The sequence below is a fragment of the Rhodococcus sp. YH1 genome, assembly GCF_009939605.1.
Lineage (GTDB): Bacteria > Actinomycetota > Actinomycetes > Mycobacteriales > Mycobacteriaceae > Rhodococcus > Rhodococcus aetherivorans.
The window spans coordinates 1-15,094 of sequence record NZ_WVTE01000039.1 but is presented as its reverse complement, the minus strand read 5'-3'; the positions used below and the strand labels follow the sequence as shown (position 1 = coordinate 15,094).

Genomic DNA, 15,094 nt, shown 5'->3' with positions numbered 1-15,094 from the left:
GGCACCGAGAACGATCCACACGACCACGAGACCGGTCGGGTACCGCCAGAACATCAGCATCACGGCGGCGATGCCGATGATCGCCAGCCGCAACGCCGTCCGGGCCCGGTAGGCCAGCCGACCTCGTTCGCGCTCGCGAAGCTGATCTGACGGACACCACGACGGGGGTGCGGGCTTCGGGCCCGCACCCCCGTTTCGGTGTCCGTCGGCGATGAGCGGGAGGTTGCTGCGTCGAGCGGGAGGTTGTCGTCGTCGCTTCTCGCGTTTCGGCGCGAGATCCTCCCGCTCGGCGCGAGATCCACCCGCGCGACACGAACGACGCAGCGAAAAGCGCCGGGCGATCGCTGGTCGCGATCGCCCGGCGCGAGATCCGTCGCATCAGGCCAGGACGAATCCCTTGAAGTCGGCGTCCCGGACCTCATTCCACGTCTGCTCGTACAGCACGATGCCGCCGGCGTAGGGCATGAAGATCTGCGGCTTGCCGGGGATGTTCTGACCGCGGTACCAGGATCCCGACTCACCCTGCGGCCACAGGGTCATGTTCGCGATCTCCTCGACCGTCTCGACCCACGCGTTCTGCGCTTCCTCGGTGGCCTCGATCGTGGTCAGTCCGTGCTCGCGCATGTGGTCCATGGTCTCGACCGTCCACTCGACGTGCTGCTCGATGGCGGTCACCATGTTCGACAGCACCGACGGGCTGCCGACGTTGGCGATGATGAACATGTTGGGGAATCCGGCGGTGCCCAGGCCGAGGTGCGTCTTCGGGCCCTCCTGCCACGCCTTCTGCAAGGGCAGGCCGCCCCGGCCGCGAATGTCGATCTGGGTGAACGCGCCGGTGAAGGCGTCGAACCCGGTGGCGAGCACGACGGCGTCGAACTCGTACTCGGTGCCGTCGGCGAGATGCATGCCGTGCTCGGTGAAGCTGTCGAGGGGCTTCTTGCGCAGGTCGACCAGTTCGACGTTGTCGCGGTTGAAAGTCTCGTACCAGTCGGTGCCGACGACGGGCCGCTTCGCACCCATCGGGTAGCCGAACGGCTTGAGACTGTCCGCGACGTCCAGGTCGTCGACGATCTCGTCGATCTTGGCCCGGATGAAGTCACAGACCGAGTCGTTCGCCCGCTGGTCCACCATCAGGTCCGCGAACGCGCCGAGGAAGGCAATTCCGCCGCCCTGCCAACGCTTCTCGTACTCGGCCCACCGCTCTTCGTCGCTGACGTCGAACGCGGCCTGGGGGTTGTCGTCGCGGATGCAGCCCGCGGCGGCGGTCCGGCACGCACGGCGTCGCTCACGGTAGTTCGCCTTGACGTTCGCGACGAACTCCGGGTCGAGCTTGTGGTTGCGGGCGGGAATGACGAAGTTGGCGGTGCGCTGCAGCACGGTCAGCTTGCCGGCCTGCTTGGCGATCTCCGGGATGGCCTGCACGCCGGAGGATCCGGTGCCGACGGCGGCGACCCGGAGACCGGTGAAGTCCACTCCCTCCTCCGGCCACTCGCTGGTGCGGTAGATCGGCCCCTGGAACTTGTCGAGGCCCGGGACGTCGACGTCCTTGGGGACCGACAGGCAGCCGACGGCCATGAGGCAGAACCGTGAAACGTACTCGTCGCCCTTGTCGGTACGGACGTGCCACTTCTGCTCGCCCTCGTCGAAACGGGCTTCGGTGACGGTGGTTTCGAGACGGATATCGCGGCGCAGGTCGAACCGGTCGGCGACGTGCGAGAGATACGCCTGCAGCTCGGGCTGCGACGGGTAGCGCTCGCTCCACTCCCACTCCTGCTCGAGTTCCTCGTCGAATCCGAACGAGTAGTCGTGGCTGTCCACGTCGCAGCGGGCGCCGGGGTAGCGGTTCCAATGCCAGGTGCCGCCGACCTCCTCGCCCTTGTCGAGCGCGACGGCGGTGTAGCCGTGGCGGCGCAGCTTCCACAGCAGGTACAGCCCTGCGAAGCCCGCGCCGACGACGACGGCGTCGACCTCGATTGCGGATGGTGAGGAGTTGGGGGTTGCAGTCATCGGATGGCCTCTCTGACTGGGGGATTCGGTCGGATGTGCCGATGTCACCGCCAGGCTCGTGGTTTCGGTGAGCCGGGCGGGAGCGCGGTGCGGCCGGATGGTCGTCCGCTCGCGGAAGAGTTTGTGACGGGTATCACTCTATCAATGCGAATGGATATAATCAAAGGTGTAGAGCGGATATATTTGACGGGCGTCTTGGCGCCACCCCGTGTGCGGGGCTGTTCCACACCCCCGTGTGCGGGGCTGTTCCACACCCCCGTGTGCGGGGCTGTTCCACACCCCCGTGTGCGGGGCTGTTCCACACCCCCGTGTGCGGGGCTGTTCCACACCCCCGTGTGCGGGGCTGTTCCACACGGAAATCTCCGAATCCACCATGGAAAGAGGTCGACATGTACCGACTCGTCGCCGCGTACAACCACCCCGAGGATCCCGAGAAGTTCCTCGAGCACTACCGCAACGTGCACTCCAAGCTCGCGCTGAAGCAGCAGGGGATCCGGAACTACGAATGGGGCGTGTGCTCCACCCCCGACGGCAGCACCCCGCCGCACTTCCTGGTCGCGGTGTGCGACTGGGACAGCAAGGAAGCCATGCTCGCCGACATGGCGTCTCCGGAAGGGCAGCAGGGCGCCGCCGATCTCGAGAACTTTGCGCAGGCCGGCGTCTCGTTCGACTTCTACGAGATCACCAAGGACATCTGATCCGAGACATGCGGCAGGGGTGGGGACCTTGAAGCCCCCACCCCTGCCGCATGTGTCGCTACCGTGCTCCGGTCAGGCGTCGAAACCGTCCATCTGCGGCGTGGTGAGGCCGGTGATGATCCGCTCGGCGATCTTCCAGCCGTCGGCGGTGCGGACGTAGCGGTCCTCGTTGAGCGCGATTGCCTTGATGGCGGCGCCGTTCTTCATCTCCGCTTCGGAGAAGACGTAGTTCGTACCGGTGGCGTGGTCGTCGTCCTCGAAGTCGATGACGTGGTTGGTGATGATGTGGAACTGCTTGTCCACTGCCTGTGCGTCCCGCTCGAAGAAGTCGAGGATCTGCTCGTGCCCCTCGTACCGGGTCAGGCCCACGGCGCTGGCGTCCCACGCTCCGTCGGGTGCGAAGGCGGACAGTGCCTCCTTGGGGTCGAATCGATCGAGGCCACGGGCGTAGAGATGGGTGATGCGGATGATCTCGTTGATGTCGTCGGCGCGCATGTGTCGGTCTCCGATGTACTCGAGGTGCAGGGTCAGGGAACGGACGGCAGGTCGATGCCGTCCAGGTCGGCCTTGATCTGGAGAGCAAGGTACTTGTTGTAGATACGGGCGAGGGTGAGATTGCCGCCGCTGAACCAGAATCCGTCGTGACCGGAACGTCGCCACACCGACCGGATCTCGCCCTCGTCGTCGAGACCCCAGACCGGTCCGCATTGGTCGGCGACGGCGTCGCCCAGGATGCGGCGGGCAGTGTCGAGGATGCCCCGGAACCCGGTGGCGAACACGACGGTGTCGGCGGGCACGACGGTGCCGTCCGACATGACCACTCCCTCGGGAACGAACCGTTCCACGGTCTTCCCCGCGACCAGTCCGATCGACCCGTCGGCGACGAGCCGGGACGCTCCGACGTCGATGTAGTAGCCGCCGTTCCGGGTGAGGAAGAGGTCCATCGCTCCGGTCCCGCCGTCGCCCAGGTGATGCCGGAATCCTCGGGCGCTCAGGGCATCGAGCAGGTCGCGATCGATGTCGGCCATGGCCGCGACGGCGGTGCGCAGGCCGTCGACGAATCCCTGGTCCCGCCGCGCGAACGACGCACCGACGAGGTCGGCGATCTCGGTGGGCGCGGCGTTCTCGCCGTAGGCGGGTTTCAGCATGACGTCGACCACGGTGGTGCCGCCGACGACGTAGGTCGGACCCCGCTGGACGAGGGTCACGTGAGCGCCGGTGTTGTACAGGTCCTGGGCGATGTCGTGGCCGCTGTTCCCGGTGCCGATGACGACGACATCACGGCCGCTCCGTCGTGGGTCCGTCGTGTACCGGCCGGAATGCAGCAGCTCGCCCGCGAATTCTCCGGTCCCGGGGATGTCCGGTACGAGCGGCTCGGTGCCGCTCAGGCCGGTGGCCAGGACCACGTGCTGCGGGCGCAGCACCCGCCGTTCGCCTCCGCGGTCGAGCAGCACCTCCCACCGCTTCGTCGCGGGATCGTACGAGGCGCTCACGAGTTCCGTGCGGGTCCACACGTTCAGTTCCAGGGCTCGGGCGTAGATGTCGAGCCAGTCGCCCATCTTGTCCTTCGGTGTGAACACCGGCCAGGTGGGTGGGAACGGCATCATCGGCAGATGGTTCGACCACACGGGGTCGTGCAGCACCAGCGAGTCGTAGCGGTTGCGCCAGTTGTCACCCACGCGCTCGTTGCGCTCGACGACGAGCGCGTGGACGTTCATCGCCCCGAGGTAGGCGGCGAGCCCGAGACCGGAATGTCCGGCGCCGATGACGAGGACCTCCGGATCCCGTTCGGTGCACTCGCTCGCGAGGAGCCGGCGGTCACCCCAGTGGGTGGTGACGCGTTCACCGGGTTCCGGGGCGCCGTTCGGACGGCGTTCTCCCACAGCCGGTTCGGCCCCGGCGAGACTGTCGAGCGTCGTCAGGACAGCCGTCGCGCGCCAGCGGCCCGCATCGTCCGGGGTCAGTCGCGCGACGCCACGGACGTGTCCGAACCGGATGGTGAGGCGGAAGAGCAGCTGCACGACCGGCGGGCCCTCGCCTGTCGGCAGCAGCGCCGGTGGCACGGAGGAATCGAGCGCTTCGTCGCGGACCTCGAGATCCGCCGCGCCGGTGAGCAGCGGGCGGATCGCCGATTCGCCGTGCAGGCTGCGCAGATCGCCGGTGAAGGCGAGCAGGTCGCGCCACCACGCGTCGGTGGCGAGTGCGTCCGGGTAGTCGTCGGCGTTTCCCGATCGGAGCGCACCGGCGAAGTCCGCGAGCCAGCGTTCGGCGACCGCGTCGGGGTGGGCGGGATCGAGGCGCGGTGTGTCGAGTCGAGCAGTCATGTGGTCTCCCGTTCGTCCGGCCGGGTCAGCGGAGGGTGTAGCCGGCGTCGACCTTCAGTTCGGTGCCGGTGACGTACCGGGCCTCGTCGGAGGCCAGGTACAACACCGCGTTGGAGATGTCGATCGGCTCGATCCACGGCACGGGCAGGACGTTGGTGGTGGCGAAGACCGGTGCGGCCTGTTCCTGGGTGGGATGTTCGACGTCCGGGAGGAACAGCCGGAAGCAGGCCTCGTTGAGGATCATGTCCGTGGCGACGCCGGTGGGATGCACGGTGTTGACGCGGATGCCGTGCGGACCCAGTTCCAGTGCGAGCGTGCGCATCAGGCCGACCACGGCATGCTTGCTCGCGGTGTAGGGCGCGACGTTCGGCGTGCCCTTCAGGCCGGCGGTGGAGCTGGTGATGACGATCGACCCCCCGGTGCCCTGTTCGATCAGGTGCGGGGTGACGGCCTTGCACGTGTGCCACACGCCCTTGAGATTGATGTCGAGGACATCGTCCCAGTCGCGTTCGCTCACCAGGTGTGTCTCGTCGCCGAAGAGGAAGATGCCGGCGTTGGCGGCGACGATGTCGATCCGGCCGAGCTCGGCGATGCCCTCGTCGACCACGGCTTTGACGGCGTCGAAGTTACGGACGTCGGCCTTGCGGGCGATGATCCGGCGATCGAGTGCCTCCACGGCGCGCACCGTCTCGGCCAGGTCGTCCTCGGTGGCGCCGGGGTAGAAGCGGGTGACGCTCTCGATGTCCTCGGCCACATCGAGAGCGACGATGTCGGCGCCCTCCTCGGCGAGGCGGATCGCATGGCTGCGTCCCTGGCCGCGGGCCGCGCCCGTGATGAAAGCGACCTTACCTGCTACCCGTCCTGTCATAGCTGCTCCTTCGGGGGCCGCCGACGGGCCCGATCCGCCGTCAGCGGTAGGTGTTCCAGGTGGGAGCCGACTCCGGATAGTCGGCCTCGGTGTATCGGGTCTGGGGCCACCGAATCCGTTTGGTGGTACGGAAACTCGAGCCCATCGACTCGAACGGTACCGCGTACATGAACGACACGGCGCGTCTTTCGAAAAGCCAGGTGCCGTCCCGGCGCACGTATCGGTCGCGGTACCGGAACGCGGTCATCATCAGGGTGTCGTGGACCGCGAGTTCGGCATGGCCGGTCATGATTCCGCTTGCGTGCGAGTCGTCTTCGACCGTGACGAGGTGGATCTCGGGTGTGTGCAGCATGGTGTGGTAACGGTCCATGCTGGAGACGTAGAAGGGGCGGATCTGCTCACGGCCGCGCAGCTCGGTGCCGGCGACCTCGAAGACACCGTCCTCGGTGAACATCGACAGCACGGTATCGATGTCGTGGTCGTCGACGGCCAGGGCGTAGCGTCCGGCCAGGTCCCGGATCTCGTCCTTGGCGACGAGGCGGCTCAGGGCGGCGGAATCGAGGTCCGCGAGTTTCGAGGCAGTCATCGGCTCTGTTCCTGTCGGAGGTACACGGATCGGGCCGGGACGGAGTGTGGACCCCCGTCCCGGCCCGTGCGCCGGGCGCGAACACTCCCGGGGAATCGCGTGTGCCGATCTAGTCGTCGTACATGATGACGCCGCGAATGTTCTTGCCCTCGCGGAGATCCTTGAACGCGGTGTTGATGTCCTCGAGCTTGTAGGTCTTGGTGACCAGCTCGTCGAGCTTGAACTCGCCACGGCGGTACATGTCGGCGATGAGCGGGATGTCGCGGCGCGCCGTCGTGGTGCCGTACAGGGTGCCCTGCAGGCGCTTGCCCGACATCGCGAAGGTGAACAGGTCGAACGGCACGTCGCGCTGGGTGACGGGAGCGGCGGCGGTGAGCACCAGGGTGCCGCCGCGGCGGGTCATCTCCTGCGCCGGGTTGAGCAGGTGCCCGTAGGCGATGTCGACGGTGATGATGACGACGTCGGCGCCCTGCCCCTCGGTGAGCTGGTCGACGACCTCTCGGCACTGTTCGAAGTTCTCGGTGGCGTGGGTGGCACCGAAGATCTTGGCCTGGTCGCGCTTGTACTCGACGGGGTCGATCGTGACGATGTTCTTGGCGCCCTTGTGCCGGGCGCCCTGGACCGCGTTCATGCCCACACCGCCGGTGCCGATGACGACGACGGTGTCCCCGAGCTGGATGTCGGCCGCGTAGACGGACGAGCCCCAGCCGGTGGGGACGCCGCAGCCGATCAGTGCGGCCTTGTCGAGCGGGATGTCCTTGCCGATCTTGACGCACGAGTCGATGTTGACCACGACGTACGGGGAGAAGGTGCCGAGGTAGGAGAACGGGCCGACGCCCTGGCCCCGGGCGTGGACGCGGTGGGTGCCGTCGGGGGCGAAGCCGCCGAGCACGCCGGCGCCCATCTCGCACATGTTGGAACGGCCGATGGTGCACATCTTGCAGTGGCCACAGGACGGCAGGAAGGACAGGACGACGTGGTCGCCGACCTCGAAGCCGGTGACGTCGGGGCCGAGCTCCTCGATCACGCCCGCACCTTCGTGCCCGCCGATGATCGGCGCCCAGTCGAGGGGGATGTCGCCGGTGTCGACGTGGTCGTCGCTGTGGCAGATGCCGGAGGCGGCGAGCTTGACCCGCACCTCCCGGCTCTTCGGGGGATCGATCTCGATTTCCTCGACGCTCCAACCGGACCGGGTTCCCGGCTCCCACAGCAGCGCTCCGATGGTCTTCATGGCTTCTCCTCGTGACGAACGGGGGTGAAGGCGCGAGCGGCGGCCGGCGTAGGGCGCCGGCACGGGCTCGACGGTGTTGATCGCTATGCATGCATGTGATCGCTATCACCATAACCATATGCATGGATATAAGCAATAGCGGTGTCGTCGGAGTTCGCCGGACCTCGGGAACCGGGCCGCCGGTCGCGAATCGGCCCGGAAACCCGGCGGGCCCGCGCCGAGACGATGCTCGGTGCGGGCCCGCGGGGTCCGTGTCGCCGGACGGCGGCGACAGCGGTGTTCAGCCGCCGAGCGCCTGGTTCCAGGGCAGGACCTGGCTCAGGAGTTCGGGGAACTTGCGCTCGGCGTACCGGACGTATTCGTTGATGTGGTCGCGCATCCGGTCCTCGGACAGGTCCGCGTCGTGCGAATGCAGCGCCTCGTAGATCTGGATGTGCGCCTTGAGGGTCGTCTCCCGCAGCGGGGCGGGGTGGTCGACGCCCATCACCGTGCCGCCGGTGATCCGCAGCAGCGCGTCCGTCAGGTAGCCGAAGAGCGCGTTGCCGGTGGACCAGGCGATGACGTCGTGGAACTGCTTGTTCGTCTCGAGGAACGTGTCGATGTCCGCCGTGTCGAACGACTGCTGCATGCGGTCGACGGACTGCTTGAGCTCGAGCAGGTTCTCGTCGCTGATCCGCTCGGCGGCCAGGCGGCAGATGACGGGCTCGAGGGCGGTGCGGGCCTCCACGATCGTGCTGAGCGAGGCGTTCTGGAGCTGCATCAGCAGGATGATGGTGCTCGCCAGATGGGACGCGTCCGGATCGAGGAGGACGGGACCGCCCTTGGGCCCCGGCTTGAGGGCGATCATCCCCTGGAACTCCAGCAGCCGCAGTCCCTCACGGAGGGTGCCGCGGCCGATCTGGTACTCCTCGAGCATCGCCTTCTCCGGGGGCAGCAGGTCCCCGGGCTGCAGACCTTTTCGCGCCGTATCCCGGACGATCTGCTGGGCGACCACCAGCGATGTCTTCGGGCCTCTCGACATTGCAGCCACGGAACCTCCTTAGCCTCGTGGCCTCCTGACTTCCGGGAAGCGGAGGCTGTCACGGCGCAGCGGGTGCTCGCCGTGTCGGCGGATCGGGCGGGCAACTTCCCCGGACGATCCGAATTGTGCACTGTACTCATTGTGCACGCGATTGTGCACATTGATGTGCACCATTATCGAACGTGTGCCTATTCGGCGGGCGGGAACTGCGGCTTACGCTTTTCCAGGAAGGCCTGCGCACCCTCGATCATGTCGGCGCTGCCGATCGCCTGGACGAGCATGCCGAGCCCGTTGCTGAACGAGTCCCGGGCGGAGTTCCACCAGATGTTCGAGCTGACCTTGGTGATCTCGAGGTAGCGCGGGCTCAGGGCCTCGAACTCGCGGCACAGCGAGCGGACGGATTCCTCGAGAAGCTCGTCGTCGACCACCTCGTTCACCAGTCCCATCTCGTAGGCGCGCTCCGCCGGGTAGCGCCGGCACAGCAGCGACAGTTCCTTGGCGCGCTTCTCGCCGATCTGGACCCCCATCACGTTCGTGGCGCCGCTGACCGGAGAGCTGCCGACGCGGGGACCCGTCTGACCGAATGTCGCCGAGCGGGCGGCGACGGCGAGATCGCAGGCCACCACCAGTTCGTTGCCGCCACCTGCCGCGGCACCGTTGACGGCCGCGACGACCGGGCGGGGGCAGGTGCGGATCGCGTCGAAGAGTTCGAGCGATGAACGGTAGAGACCCCGCAATTCCTTGACGGTGGGCTGGCTGAGCTGGCCGAGCGAGCCGCCGGCGCAGAAGCTTCCCCCCGATCCGGTGATGACCACCGAGCGGTACTCGGTGGCCTCGTGGAGCGCGTCGACCATGACAGCGCACATCTCGGCGTCGAAGGCGTTGCGGCGCTCGGGCCGGTTGAGCCGGATCCACAGGCTGGAGTCGACGGATTCGAGAACGACGCTCGTGGTGGTGGAGGTGGGGCTGCTCATGGGAACTCCTTCGGTCGAGGTTCACGGTTCGGTTCGGCGGGGTACGAGAGAGGCGGGGTGTGGGAGGGGCGGGGCCGGCGGGAGTGTCTCTTCGCCGGTAAGGAGCCAAGACACGAACTGTACGTTATAATCGTTAGCATTATTTTGGCCCGTCGGGAAGTGGGGGAGTGTCCGATCCGGACAGGGTTCCCGAACCGGCAGGTGCTCTCGGGAGGAGAAGGCGCGATGATCACAGGACGGGCGCCGAAAGCTGCCATGGTGGTGGCGCAGCACATCATCAGGGACGCGACCAGGCAGAACCTGGCGGCGGGCGATCTGCTGCCGTCGGAGCGGGTCATGCTCGAGAAGTACGAGATCGGCCGCGGCACGCTGCGGGAAGCCCTGCGGCTGTTGGAGTTTCAGGGGGTGATCGCCCTCAAGCCCGGCCCCCGGGGCGGGCCGGTGATACTGGATCCCGATGCGTCCCACCTCGCGAGTTCGCTCATCCTTCTCATGCAGCTCAAGGACGCGCCGTTCAGTGTCATCATCGAGGCGCGCACCGCCCTCGAGCCGATGATCAGCCGCCTGGCTGCCCAGCGCATCAGCGGGGAGACACTGGTCGAGCTCAAGGAGACCATCGACCGGATGCACGGCTCGCTCGGCGATCAGCACGAGTTCCTCGAGGCGAACAAGAACTTCCACGATCTGATCGCCTGGTCCTCGGGTAATCCGCTGTTCGGGTACATGGTCGATTCGCTGCTCGGAATCATGGACGGCACTGCGATCGGGATCGACTACCCACCGCACCGGCGCGAGGCGATCATCGTCGCGCACACCCAGATCTACGAGTCGCTCTCGCAGGGGGACCCGATCGGATCCGAGGAACGCATGCGCGACCACATCAACGCCTACCGGAGGTACGCGCAGCGCAAGTACCCCGACCTGCTCGAACAGGTCATCCAGTGGGACCGCGCCCTGGGCTGAGGCGCACGGCCGCACACGGAGGAAGGGGCCCCGGGGTCGAACCCGGGGCCCCTTCCTCCGTCGTGTGCCGGCCGCTCGGAAGGCGTCGTCACTCGGTGACGACGGAGATCGCACGCTCGGGGCAGGACGCGGCGGCCTCGCGTGCGGCGTGCTCGTTGGCCGGGTCGTCGCCCCCGGGCAGGACGTACGCGTGGCCGTCCTCCTCGCGCAGCGCGAAGACCTGCGGGGAGGTCATGAAGCACAGCCCGTGGCCCTGGCAGTGGTTCTCGTCGACAACAACCTTCATCGGTCGCTCCTTCCGTCATCCGGATATCGAGGATGCCAGCTCGTTGAACATTTGATTTGATAGCCGGGCTGGCGGTGTGATCTACACTACTATATCATCTGTTATAACCATTAGCAGGAGATGCCCGATCCGACGCAGGAGGGTCCACGCGATGGACAGCCGCAATCGTTGCCCCGTCATCAACTTCGACCACAATTCGCAGGAGCACTCTGCCGATCCGGTCGCCTCGTACCGCAAGGTCCGCCAGAACGAGCGAGTCGCCTGGACGGAGGCGCACGGCGGGTACTGGGTGCTCAGCGACTACGACTCGGTCTTCGAGGCCGCCCGTGACGACGAGACGTTCTCGTCCGCGCGCAACGAATATGGGGGAGAGGGCCTTTCGGTCGTCATCCCGAAGACGCCGATGCACTTCCACATCCCCATCGAGCTCGATCCCCCGGAGTTCCGCAAGTACCGCAAGATCGTCAACCCGATCACCGCGCCCGCGGCCGTCGATCGGATGAAGGCGCTCGTCGACCGCCACACCGCCGGGTTCATCGACAGCGTGATCGAGGACGGGCAGTGTGACCTCACCTCGGTCATCTCGGTTCCCTCCATCGTGACGGTGGACTGGCTCGGTCTCGACCTCGCCGACTGGAAGCGCTATTCCCACGCGCACCACCAGGCGCTCGCCGGCATTCCGGGAAGTGACGACTACCGCCACGCGATGGAGGTCGACTTCCCGTACCTGGGCGACCGCATGCGCGAGACCATCCGGGCCCGTCGCGAGAACCCCACCGACGACATCATCAGCTACCTCGTGCAGCAGGAGGTCGACGGTCGTCCGCTCAACGACTTCGAGATGTACTCGATCGTCGATCTGCTGCTCGCCGGCGGTGTCGGTACCACCGCGTCCCTGGTGAGCCAGGCGCTGGTGTGGCTCGCCGAGCACCCGGCCGTGCGGCGGCGGCTCATCGACGATCCGAGCCTGATGGACCACGCCGTCGAGGAGTTCCTGCGGTACTTCTCGCCCACTCAGGCGCTCGCCCGGACCGTCACCAAGGACACCGAGTTCCAGGGCTGCCCCATGAAGAAGGGCGATCGGGTGCTGCTGTCCTGGTCGTCGGCCAATCGCGACGAGAAGCTCTTCGACAACCCGGACGAGATCGACATCGAACGGTGGCCGAACCGGCACACCGCATTCGGAATCGGCGTACACCGTTGCGCCGGATCGCATCTCGGCCGCTACATGTCCAAGACGCTCATCACCCAGATTCTCGAGCGGATGCCCGACTACGAGGTGGACTTCTCCGCGCTCGAGCGGTACCCGCATCAGGGCACCAACATGGGCTGGCAGCGGATCCCGGCCACCTACACGCCGGGCCCGCGCGTGCTGTCGGACTACACCTTGTACTGAGTGGTACCGAGCGCACCCACCGCACCATCCGATTCATCGACAGGACAGGGGAACGCCGTGTTCAACGGCCGAAGAATCGTCGTCGTCGGCGGCGGCCTCGCCGGGCTCCGCACGTGTGAGGCGTTGCGCGCCGAAGGCTTCGACGGCGAGCTCGAGCTGATCTGTTCCGAGCCCACCCCGCCGTACGACCGCCCGCCGCTGAGCAAGTCCGCACTCCTCGAGGCGCAGGACACCACGTTCGACGTCGACTACGCGGCGCTCGGCGTCGAACTGCGCCTCGGTGTCCGGGCCCGGGCGCTCGACACCGCAGCCCGGGCGGTGCACACCGATGCCGGCGCACACTCCTACGACGCGCTGGTCGTCGCGACCGGGGCGGCCCCGGTCTCGCTGCCCGGGGCGGGCCGGCAACTCGTGCTCCGCACCGCCGCGGACGCCGAGCGTCTCCGCGCCGAGCTGCGCCCGGGAGCCCGCGTCGTTCTCGTCGGTGCCGGCTGGATCAACGCCGAGATCGCCACGACCGCACTGTCTCTCGGCTGCTCGGTCACCTGCGTGGAAGCCGGGTCCCGGCCGCTTGCGGGTCCGCTGGGCGCGCAGGTCGCCGAACGGCTGCGATCGTGGTGGGACGGAGTCGATCTGCGCTGCGGCACCGGCGTCGGCGAGGTCACGACAGACGGGCTGACACTGGACGACGGCACCGCACTGCCGGCGGACGTCGTCGTCACCGGTATCGGAGTGCGGCCCGACGTGGGCTGGCTGACCGGGGCGGGACTCGAGATCAATCGCGGGGTCGTCGTCGACGAGTCGCTGCGAACCGCCGACCCGGCGGTGTTCGCCGTCGGAGACGTCGCGATGCGCTGGTCGCCCCGGTTCGGGACGCGACTCGGGGGTGAACACTGGGACGAGGCGCGCACCGGGCCGGCGACGGTCGCCGGCGCGCTCCTGCGACCGCAGTCGCCGCCCGTCTTCGACCCGGTCCCGTACTTCTGGAGCGACCAGTTCGGACACAAAATCCAATTCGTCGGACACAGAAGCGAATCCGACGATATGGTGTTCCGCGAGGGTGCGGACGGCAAGTGGGGTGCGGCCTGGTTCGATGCCGCCGGGCAGCTCACCGCGCACCTGAGCGTCGATTCCCCCCGGCACATGGTGCAGGCCCGCATGGCGATCGACCGCCGTGTCGTCGTGGATCCGGACGAGATCCGGGATCTGTCGGCGCCCCTGCAGGCGCCGGCCCCGGCAGCGAAGTAGTACTCCCATCCCATCCAGCGAGTCGCCGTGGCGAGAGTCCGCGGTCGAGTGGAGGAACACAGCATGACCACAGCCACTCCCATCCAGCTGAAGAGCTACGACAAGCTGTTCATCGGCGGATCGTGGGTCGAGCCGTCCAGCGACGCGGTGATCGAGGTGATCTCCCCGATCAACGGCGAGGTCATCGCGACCGTGCCCGAGGCGCGCGAGGCGGACATGGACCGCGCCGTCGCGGCGGCGCGCAAGGCGTTCGACGAAGGTCCCTGGCCGCGGATGACGCCCGCCGAGCGGGCGGAGATCCTCGTGCGCGTCGGGAACGAGGTGAAGAAGCGCATCCCCGAGATGGCCGAGGCCTTCACCCTCGAACTGGGCGCCCCCGCAGCGGTTTCCACTCTGTTCCACCAGAACGCCGTCGACATGTGGGACGACGCGGCCACGTTCCACGAGCGCTTCGCGTTCGAGGAGGAGCGCACCTGGAAGGGCGGGCACGGCAAGATCGTGCGTGAGCCCATCGGTGTCGTCGCGGTCGTGGTCCCGTGGAACGGTCCGGTTGCGACCGGCTCGCTGAAGATCTCGCCCGCACTCGCCGCGGGCTGCACGGTGGTGCTCAAGCCGGCCCCGGAGGGCCCCGTCACGATGATGATGCTGGCCGAGGCGCTCGACGCCGCCGGTCTGCCCGAAGGCGTCATCAGCGTCGTGCCGGCAGGACGGGAGGTGGGTGACTACCTCGTCAGCCACCCGGACGTCGACAAGATCAGCTTCACCGGCAGCACGGCGGCCGGCCGCGTCGTCATGAGCCGGGCCGCCGAGCGGATCAAGCGGGTCACCCTCGAGCTGGGCGGCAAGTCTGCCGCGATCATCGCCGACGACATCGACCTGGACACCTTCCTGCCCGGCATGGTGTTCGGCGGCATCGGTCACTCGGGGCAGGTCTGCGCCGCCCTCACCCGCATCATCGTCCCGCGCGAGCGCCAGGAGGAGGTCGTCGAGGCGATCAAGGCGGTGATGGAGAGCGTGAAGGTCGGTGATCCCCGTGACGAGGACACTGTCCTCGGCCCCCTGGCCGCCGAGCGTCAGCAGACGCGGGTGCTCGACTACATCGAGATCGGCAAGAAGGAGGGTGCCCGTCTGGTGACCGGTGGCGGCAAGCCCGCCCACCTCGACCGCGGGTGGTACGTCGAACCGACCCTGTTCGCGGACGTCTCCAACGACATGCGCATCGCGCAGGAGGAGATCTTCGGGCCTGTGCTGGTGGTCATTCCGTTCGATTCGATCGACGAGGCCGTCGCCATCGCCAACGACTCGGACTACGGCCTCTCCGGCTCCGTCTACGCGAGGGACGAAGAGCTGGCCCAGAGCATCGCGCGACGGGTGCGCACCGGCCAGATCTCCGTCAACGGCTACGCGATGTGCGTCGTGCAGCCCTTCGGCGGCTACAAGCAGTCCGGTCTCGGCCGCGAGGGCGGCATCGAGGGCTTCGACGCGTTCTTCG

At 67.5% G+C, this 15,094-nt stretch carries 14 protein-coding genes; 5 read left to right on the top strand and 9 right to left on the bottom strand.

Annotated features, from left to right (window positions below; genetic code table 11):
* Positions 1-378: 378 nt before the first annotated feature.
* Positions 379-2,007, bottom strand: coding sequence for an NAD(P)-binding domain-containing protein (locus AIIKEEIJ_RS04415; RefSeq protein WP_161995033.1), 1,629 nt, complete (start codon positions 2,005-2,007; stop codon positions 379-381).
* Positions 2,008-2,396: 389 nt separating this feature from the next.
* Between AIIKEEIJ_RS04415 and AIIKEEIJ_RS04410 the strand changes: the two genes are divergently transcribed.
* Positions 2,397-2,705, top strand: a complete 309-nt coding sequence (locus tag AIIKEEIJ_RS04410; protein ID WP_006934089.1) for an EthD family reductase — start codon at positions 2,397-2,399, stop codon at positions 2,703-2,705.
* 72 nt (positions 2,706-2,777) lie between these two features.
* Here AIIKEEIJ_RS04410 and AIIKEEIJ_RS04405 read toward each other — a convergent pair whose 3' ends face one another.
* The 7 genes from AIIKEEIJ_RS04405 to AIIKEEIJ_RS04375 all read right to left on the bottom strand — a co-directional run bounded on the left by AIIKEEIJ_RS04405 (position 2,778) and on the right by AIIKEEIJ_RS04375 (position 9,709).
* Positions 2,778-3,200, bottom strand: coding sequence for a nuclear transport factor 2 family protein (locus AIIKEEIJ_RS04405; RefSeq protein ID WP_006934087.1), 423 nt, complete (start codon positions 3,198-3,200; stop codon positions 2,778-2,780).
* A 32-nt stretch (positions 3,201-3,232) separates the two neighbouring features.
* A complete protein-coding gene (locus AIIKEEIJ_RS04400) occupies positions 3,233-5,029 on the bottom strand; it encodes an FAD-dependent oxidoreductase (RefSeq protein WP_161995032.1) in 1,797 nt (598 codons plus the stop codon).
* 25 nt (positions 5,030-5,054) lie between these two features.
* A complete protein-coding gene (locus AIIKEEIJ_RS04395; RefSeq protein ID WP_029546539.1) occupies positions 5,055-5,897 on the bottom strand; it encodes a mycofactocin-coupled SDR family oxidoreductase in 843 nt (280 codons plus the stop codon).
* Positions 5,898-5,937: 40 nt separating this feature from the next.
* Positions 5,938-6,483, bottom strand: coding sequence for an SgcJ/EcaC family oxidoreductase (locus AIIKEEIJ_RS04390; protein ID WP_161995031.1), 546 nt, complete (start codon positions 6,481-6,483; stop codon positions 5,938-5,940).
* A 109-nt stretch (positions 6,484-6,592) separates the two neighbouring features.
* Positions 6,593-7,714 (bottom strand): NDMA-dependent alcohol dehydrogenase, encoded by a 1,122-nt coding sequence (locus AIIKEEIJ_RS04385; RefSeq protein WP_161995030.1) that lies wholly within the window; start codon positions 7,712-7,714, stop codon positions 6,593-6,595.
* A gap of 280 nt (positions 7,715-7,994) precedes the next feature.
* Positions 7,995-8,735 (bottom strand): FadR/GntR family transcriptional regulator, encoded by a 741-nt coding sequence (locus tag AIIKEEIJ_RS04380; protein WP_029546538.1) that lies wholly within the window; start codon positions 8,733-8,735, stop codon positions 7,995-7,997.
* 188 nt (positions 8,736-8,923) lie between these two features.
* On the bottom strand, positions 8,924-9,709 hold the full coding sequence (locus AIIKEEIJ_RS04375) for an enoyl-CoA hydratase/isomerase family protein (protein ID WP_006934075.1): 786 nt from the start codon (positions 9,707-9,709) through the stop codon (positions 8,924-8,926).
* 225 nt (positions 9,710-9,934) lie between these two features.
* On the opposite strand from AIIKEEIJ_RS04375, the gene AIIKEEIJ_RS04370 reads away from it, so the two are divergent.
* A complete protein-coding gene (locus tag AIIKEEIJ_RS04370; RefSeq protein WP_029546537.1) occupies positions 9,935-10,672 on the top strand; it encodes a FadR/GntR family transcriptional regulator in 738 nt (245 codons plus the stop codon).
* Positions 10,673-10,760: 88 nt separating this feature from the next.
* Here AIIKEEIJ_RS04370 and AIIKEEIJ_RS04365 read toward each other — a convergent pair whose 3' ends face one another.
* Positions 10,761-10,958 carry a ferredoxin gene (locus AIIKEEIJ_RS04365; RefSeq protein ID WP_003938422.1) on the bottom strand — a complete coding sequence of 66 codons (198 nt, stop codon included), beginning with the start codon at positions 10,956-10,958 and terminating at the stop codon, positions 10,761-10,763.
* 151 nt (positions 10,959-11,109) lie between these two features.
* On the opposite strand from AIIKEEIJ_RS04365, the gene AIIKEEIJ_RS04360 reads away from it, so the two are divergent.
* The 3 genes from AIIKEEIJ_RS04360 to AIIKEEIJ_RS04350 form a co-directional block, all read left to right on the top strand.
* A complete protein-coding gene (locus tag AIIKEEIJ_RS04360; protein ID WP_161995029.1) occupies positions 11,110-12,354 on the top strand; it encodes a cytochrome P450 in 1,245 nt (414 codons plus the stop codon).
* A gap of 57 nt (positions 12,355-12,411) precedes the next feature.
* Entirely contained in the window at positions 12,412-13,602 is a 1,191-nt protein-coding gene (locus AIIKEEIJ_RS04355) for an FAD-dependent oxidoreductase (RefSeq protein WP_161995028.1), read from the top strand.
* Positions 13,603-13,665: 63 nt separating this feature from the next.
* Positions 13,666-15,094 (top strand): aldehyde dehydrogenase family protein (locus AIIKEEIJ_RS04350; RefSeq protein WP_161995027.1); only part of this gene is annotated, 1,429 nt, incomplete at its 3' end.

What these genes read in the sequence shown, in the direction of transcription:
- AIIKEEIJ_RS04385 (WP_161995030.1), bottom strand. Translation starts at nt 7,714, where the DNA reads ATGAAGACCATCGGAGCGCTGCTGTGGGAGCCGGGAACCCGGTCCGGT.
- AIIKEEIJ_RS04405 (WP_006934087.1), bottom strand. Translation starts at nt 3,200, where the DNA reads ATGCGCGCCGACGACATCAACGAGATCATCCGCATCACCCATCTCTAC.
- AIIKEEIJ_RS04370 (WP_029546537.1), top strand. Translation starts at nt 9,935, where the DNA reads ATGATCACAGGACGGGCGCCGAAAGCTGCCATGGTGGTGGCGCAGCAC.
- AIIKEEIJ_RS04415 (WP_161995033.1), bottom strand. Translation starts at nt 2,007, where the DNA reads ATGACTGCAACCCCCAACTCCTCACCATCCGCAATCGAGGTCGACGCC.
- AIIKEEIJ_RS04390 (WP_161995031.1), bottom strand. Translation starts at nt 6,483, where the DNA reads ATGACTGCCTCGAAACTCGCGGACCTCGATTCCGCCGCCCTGAGCCGC.
- AIIKEEIJ_RS04380 (WP_029546538.1), bottom strand. Translation starts at nt 8,735, where the DNA reads ATGTCGAGAGGCCCGAAGACATCGCTGGTGGTCGCCCAGCAGATCGTC.
- AIIKEEIJ_RS04400 (WP_161995032.1), bottom strand. Translation starts at nt 5,029, where the DNA reads ATGACTGCTCGACTCGACACACCGCGCCTCGATCCCGCCCACCCCGAC.
- AIIKEEIJ_RS04365 (WP_003938422.1), bottom strand. Translation starts at nt 10,958, where the DNA reads ATGAAGGTTGTTGTCGACGAGAACCACTGCCAGGGCCACGGGCTGTGC.
- AIIKEEIJ_RS04375 (WP_006934075.1), bottom strand. Translation starts at nt 9,709, where the DNA reads ATGAGCAGCCCCACCTCCACCACCACGAGCGTCGTTCTCGAATCCGTC.
- AIIKEEIJ_RS04410 (WP_006934089.1), top strand. Translation starts at nt 2,397, where the DNA reads ATGTACCGACTCGTCGCCGCGTACAACCACCCCGAGGATCCCGAGAAG.
- AIIKEEIJ_RS04360 (WP_161995029.1), top strand. Translation starts at nt 11,110, where the DNA reads ATGGACAGCCGCAATCGTTGCCCCGTCATCAACTTCGACCACAATTCG.
- AIIKEEIJ_RS04395 (WP_029546539.1), bottom strand. Translation starts at nt 5,897, where the DNA reads ATGACAGGACGGGTAGCAGGTAAGGTCGCTTTCATCACGGGCGCGGCC.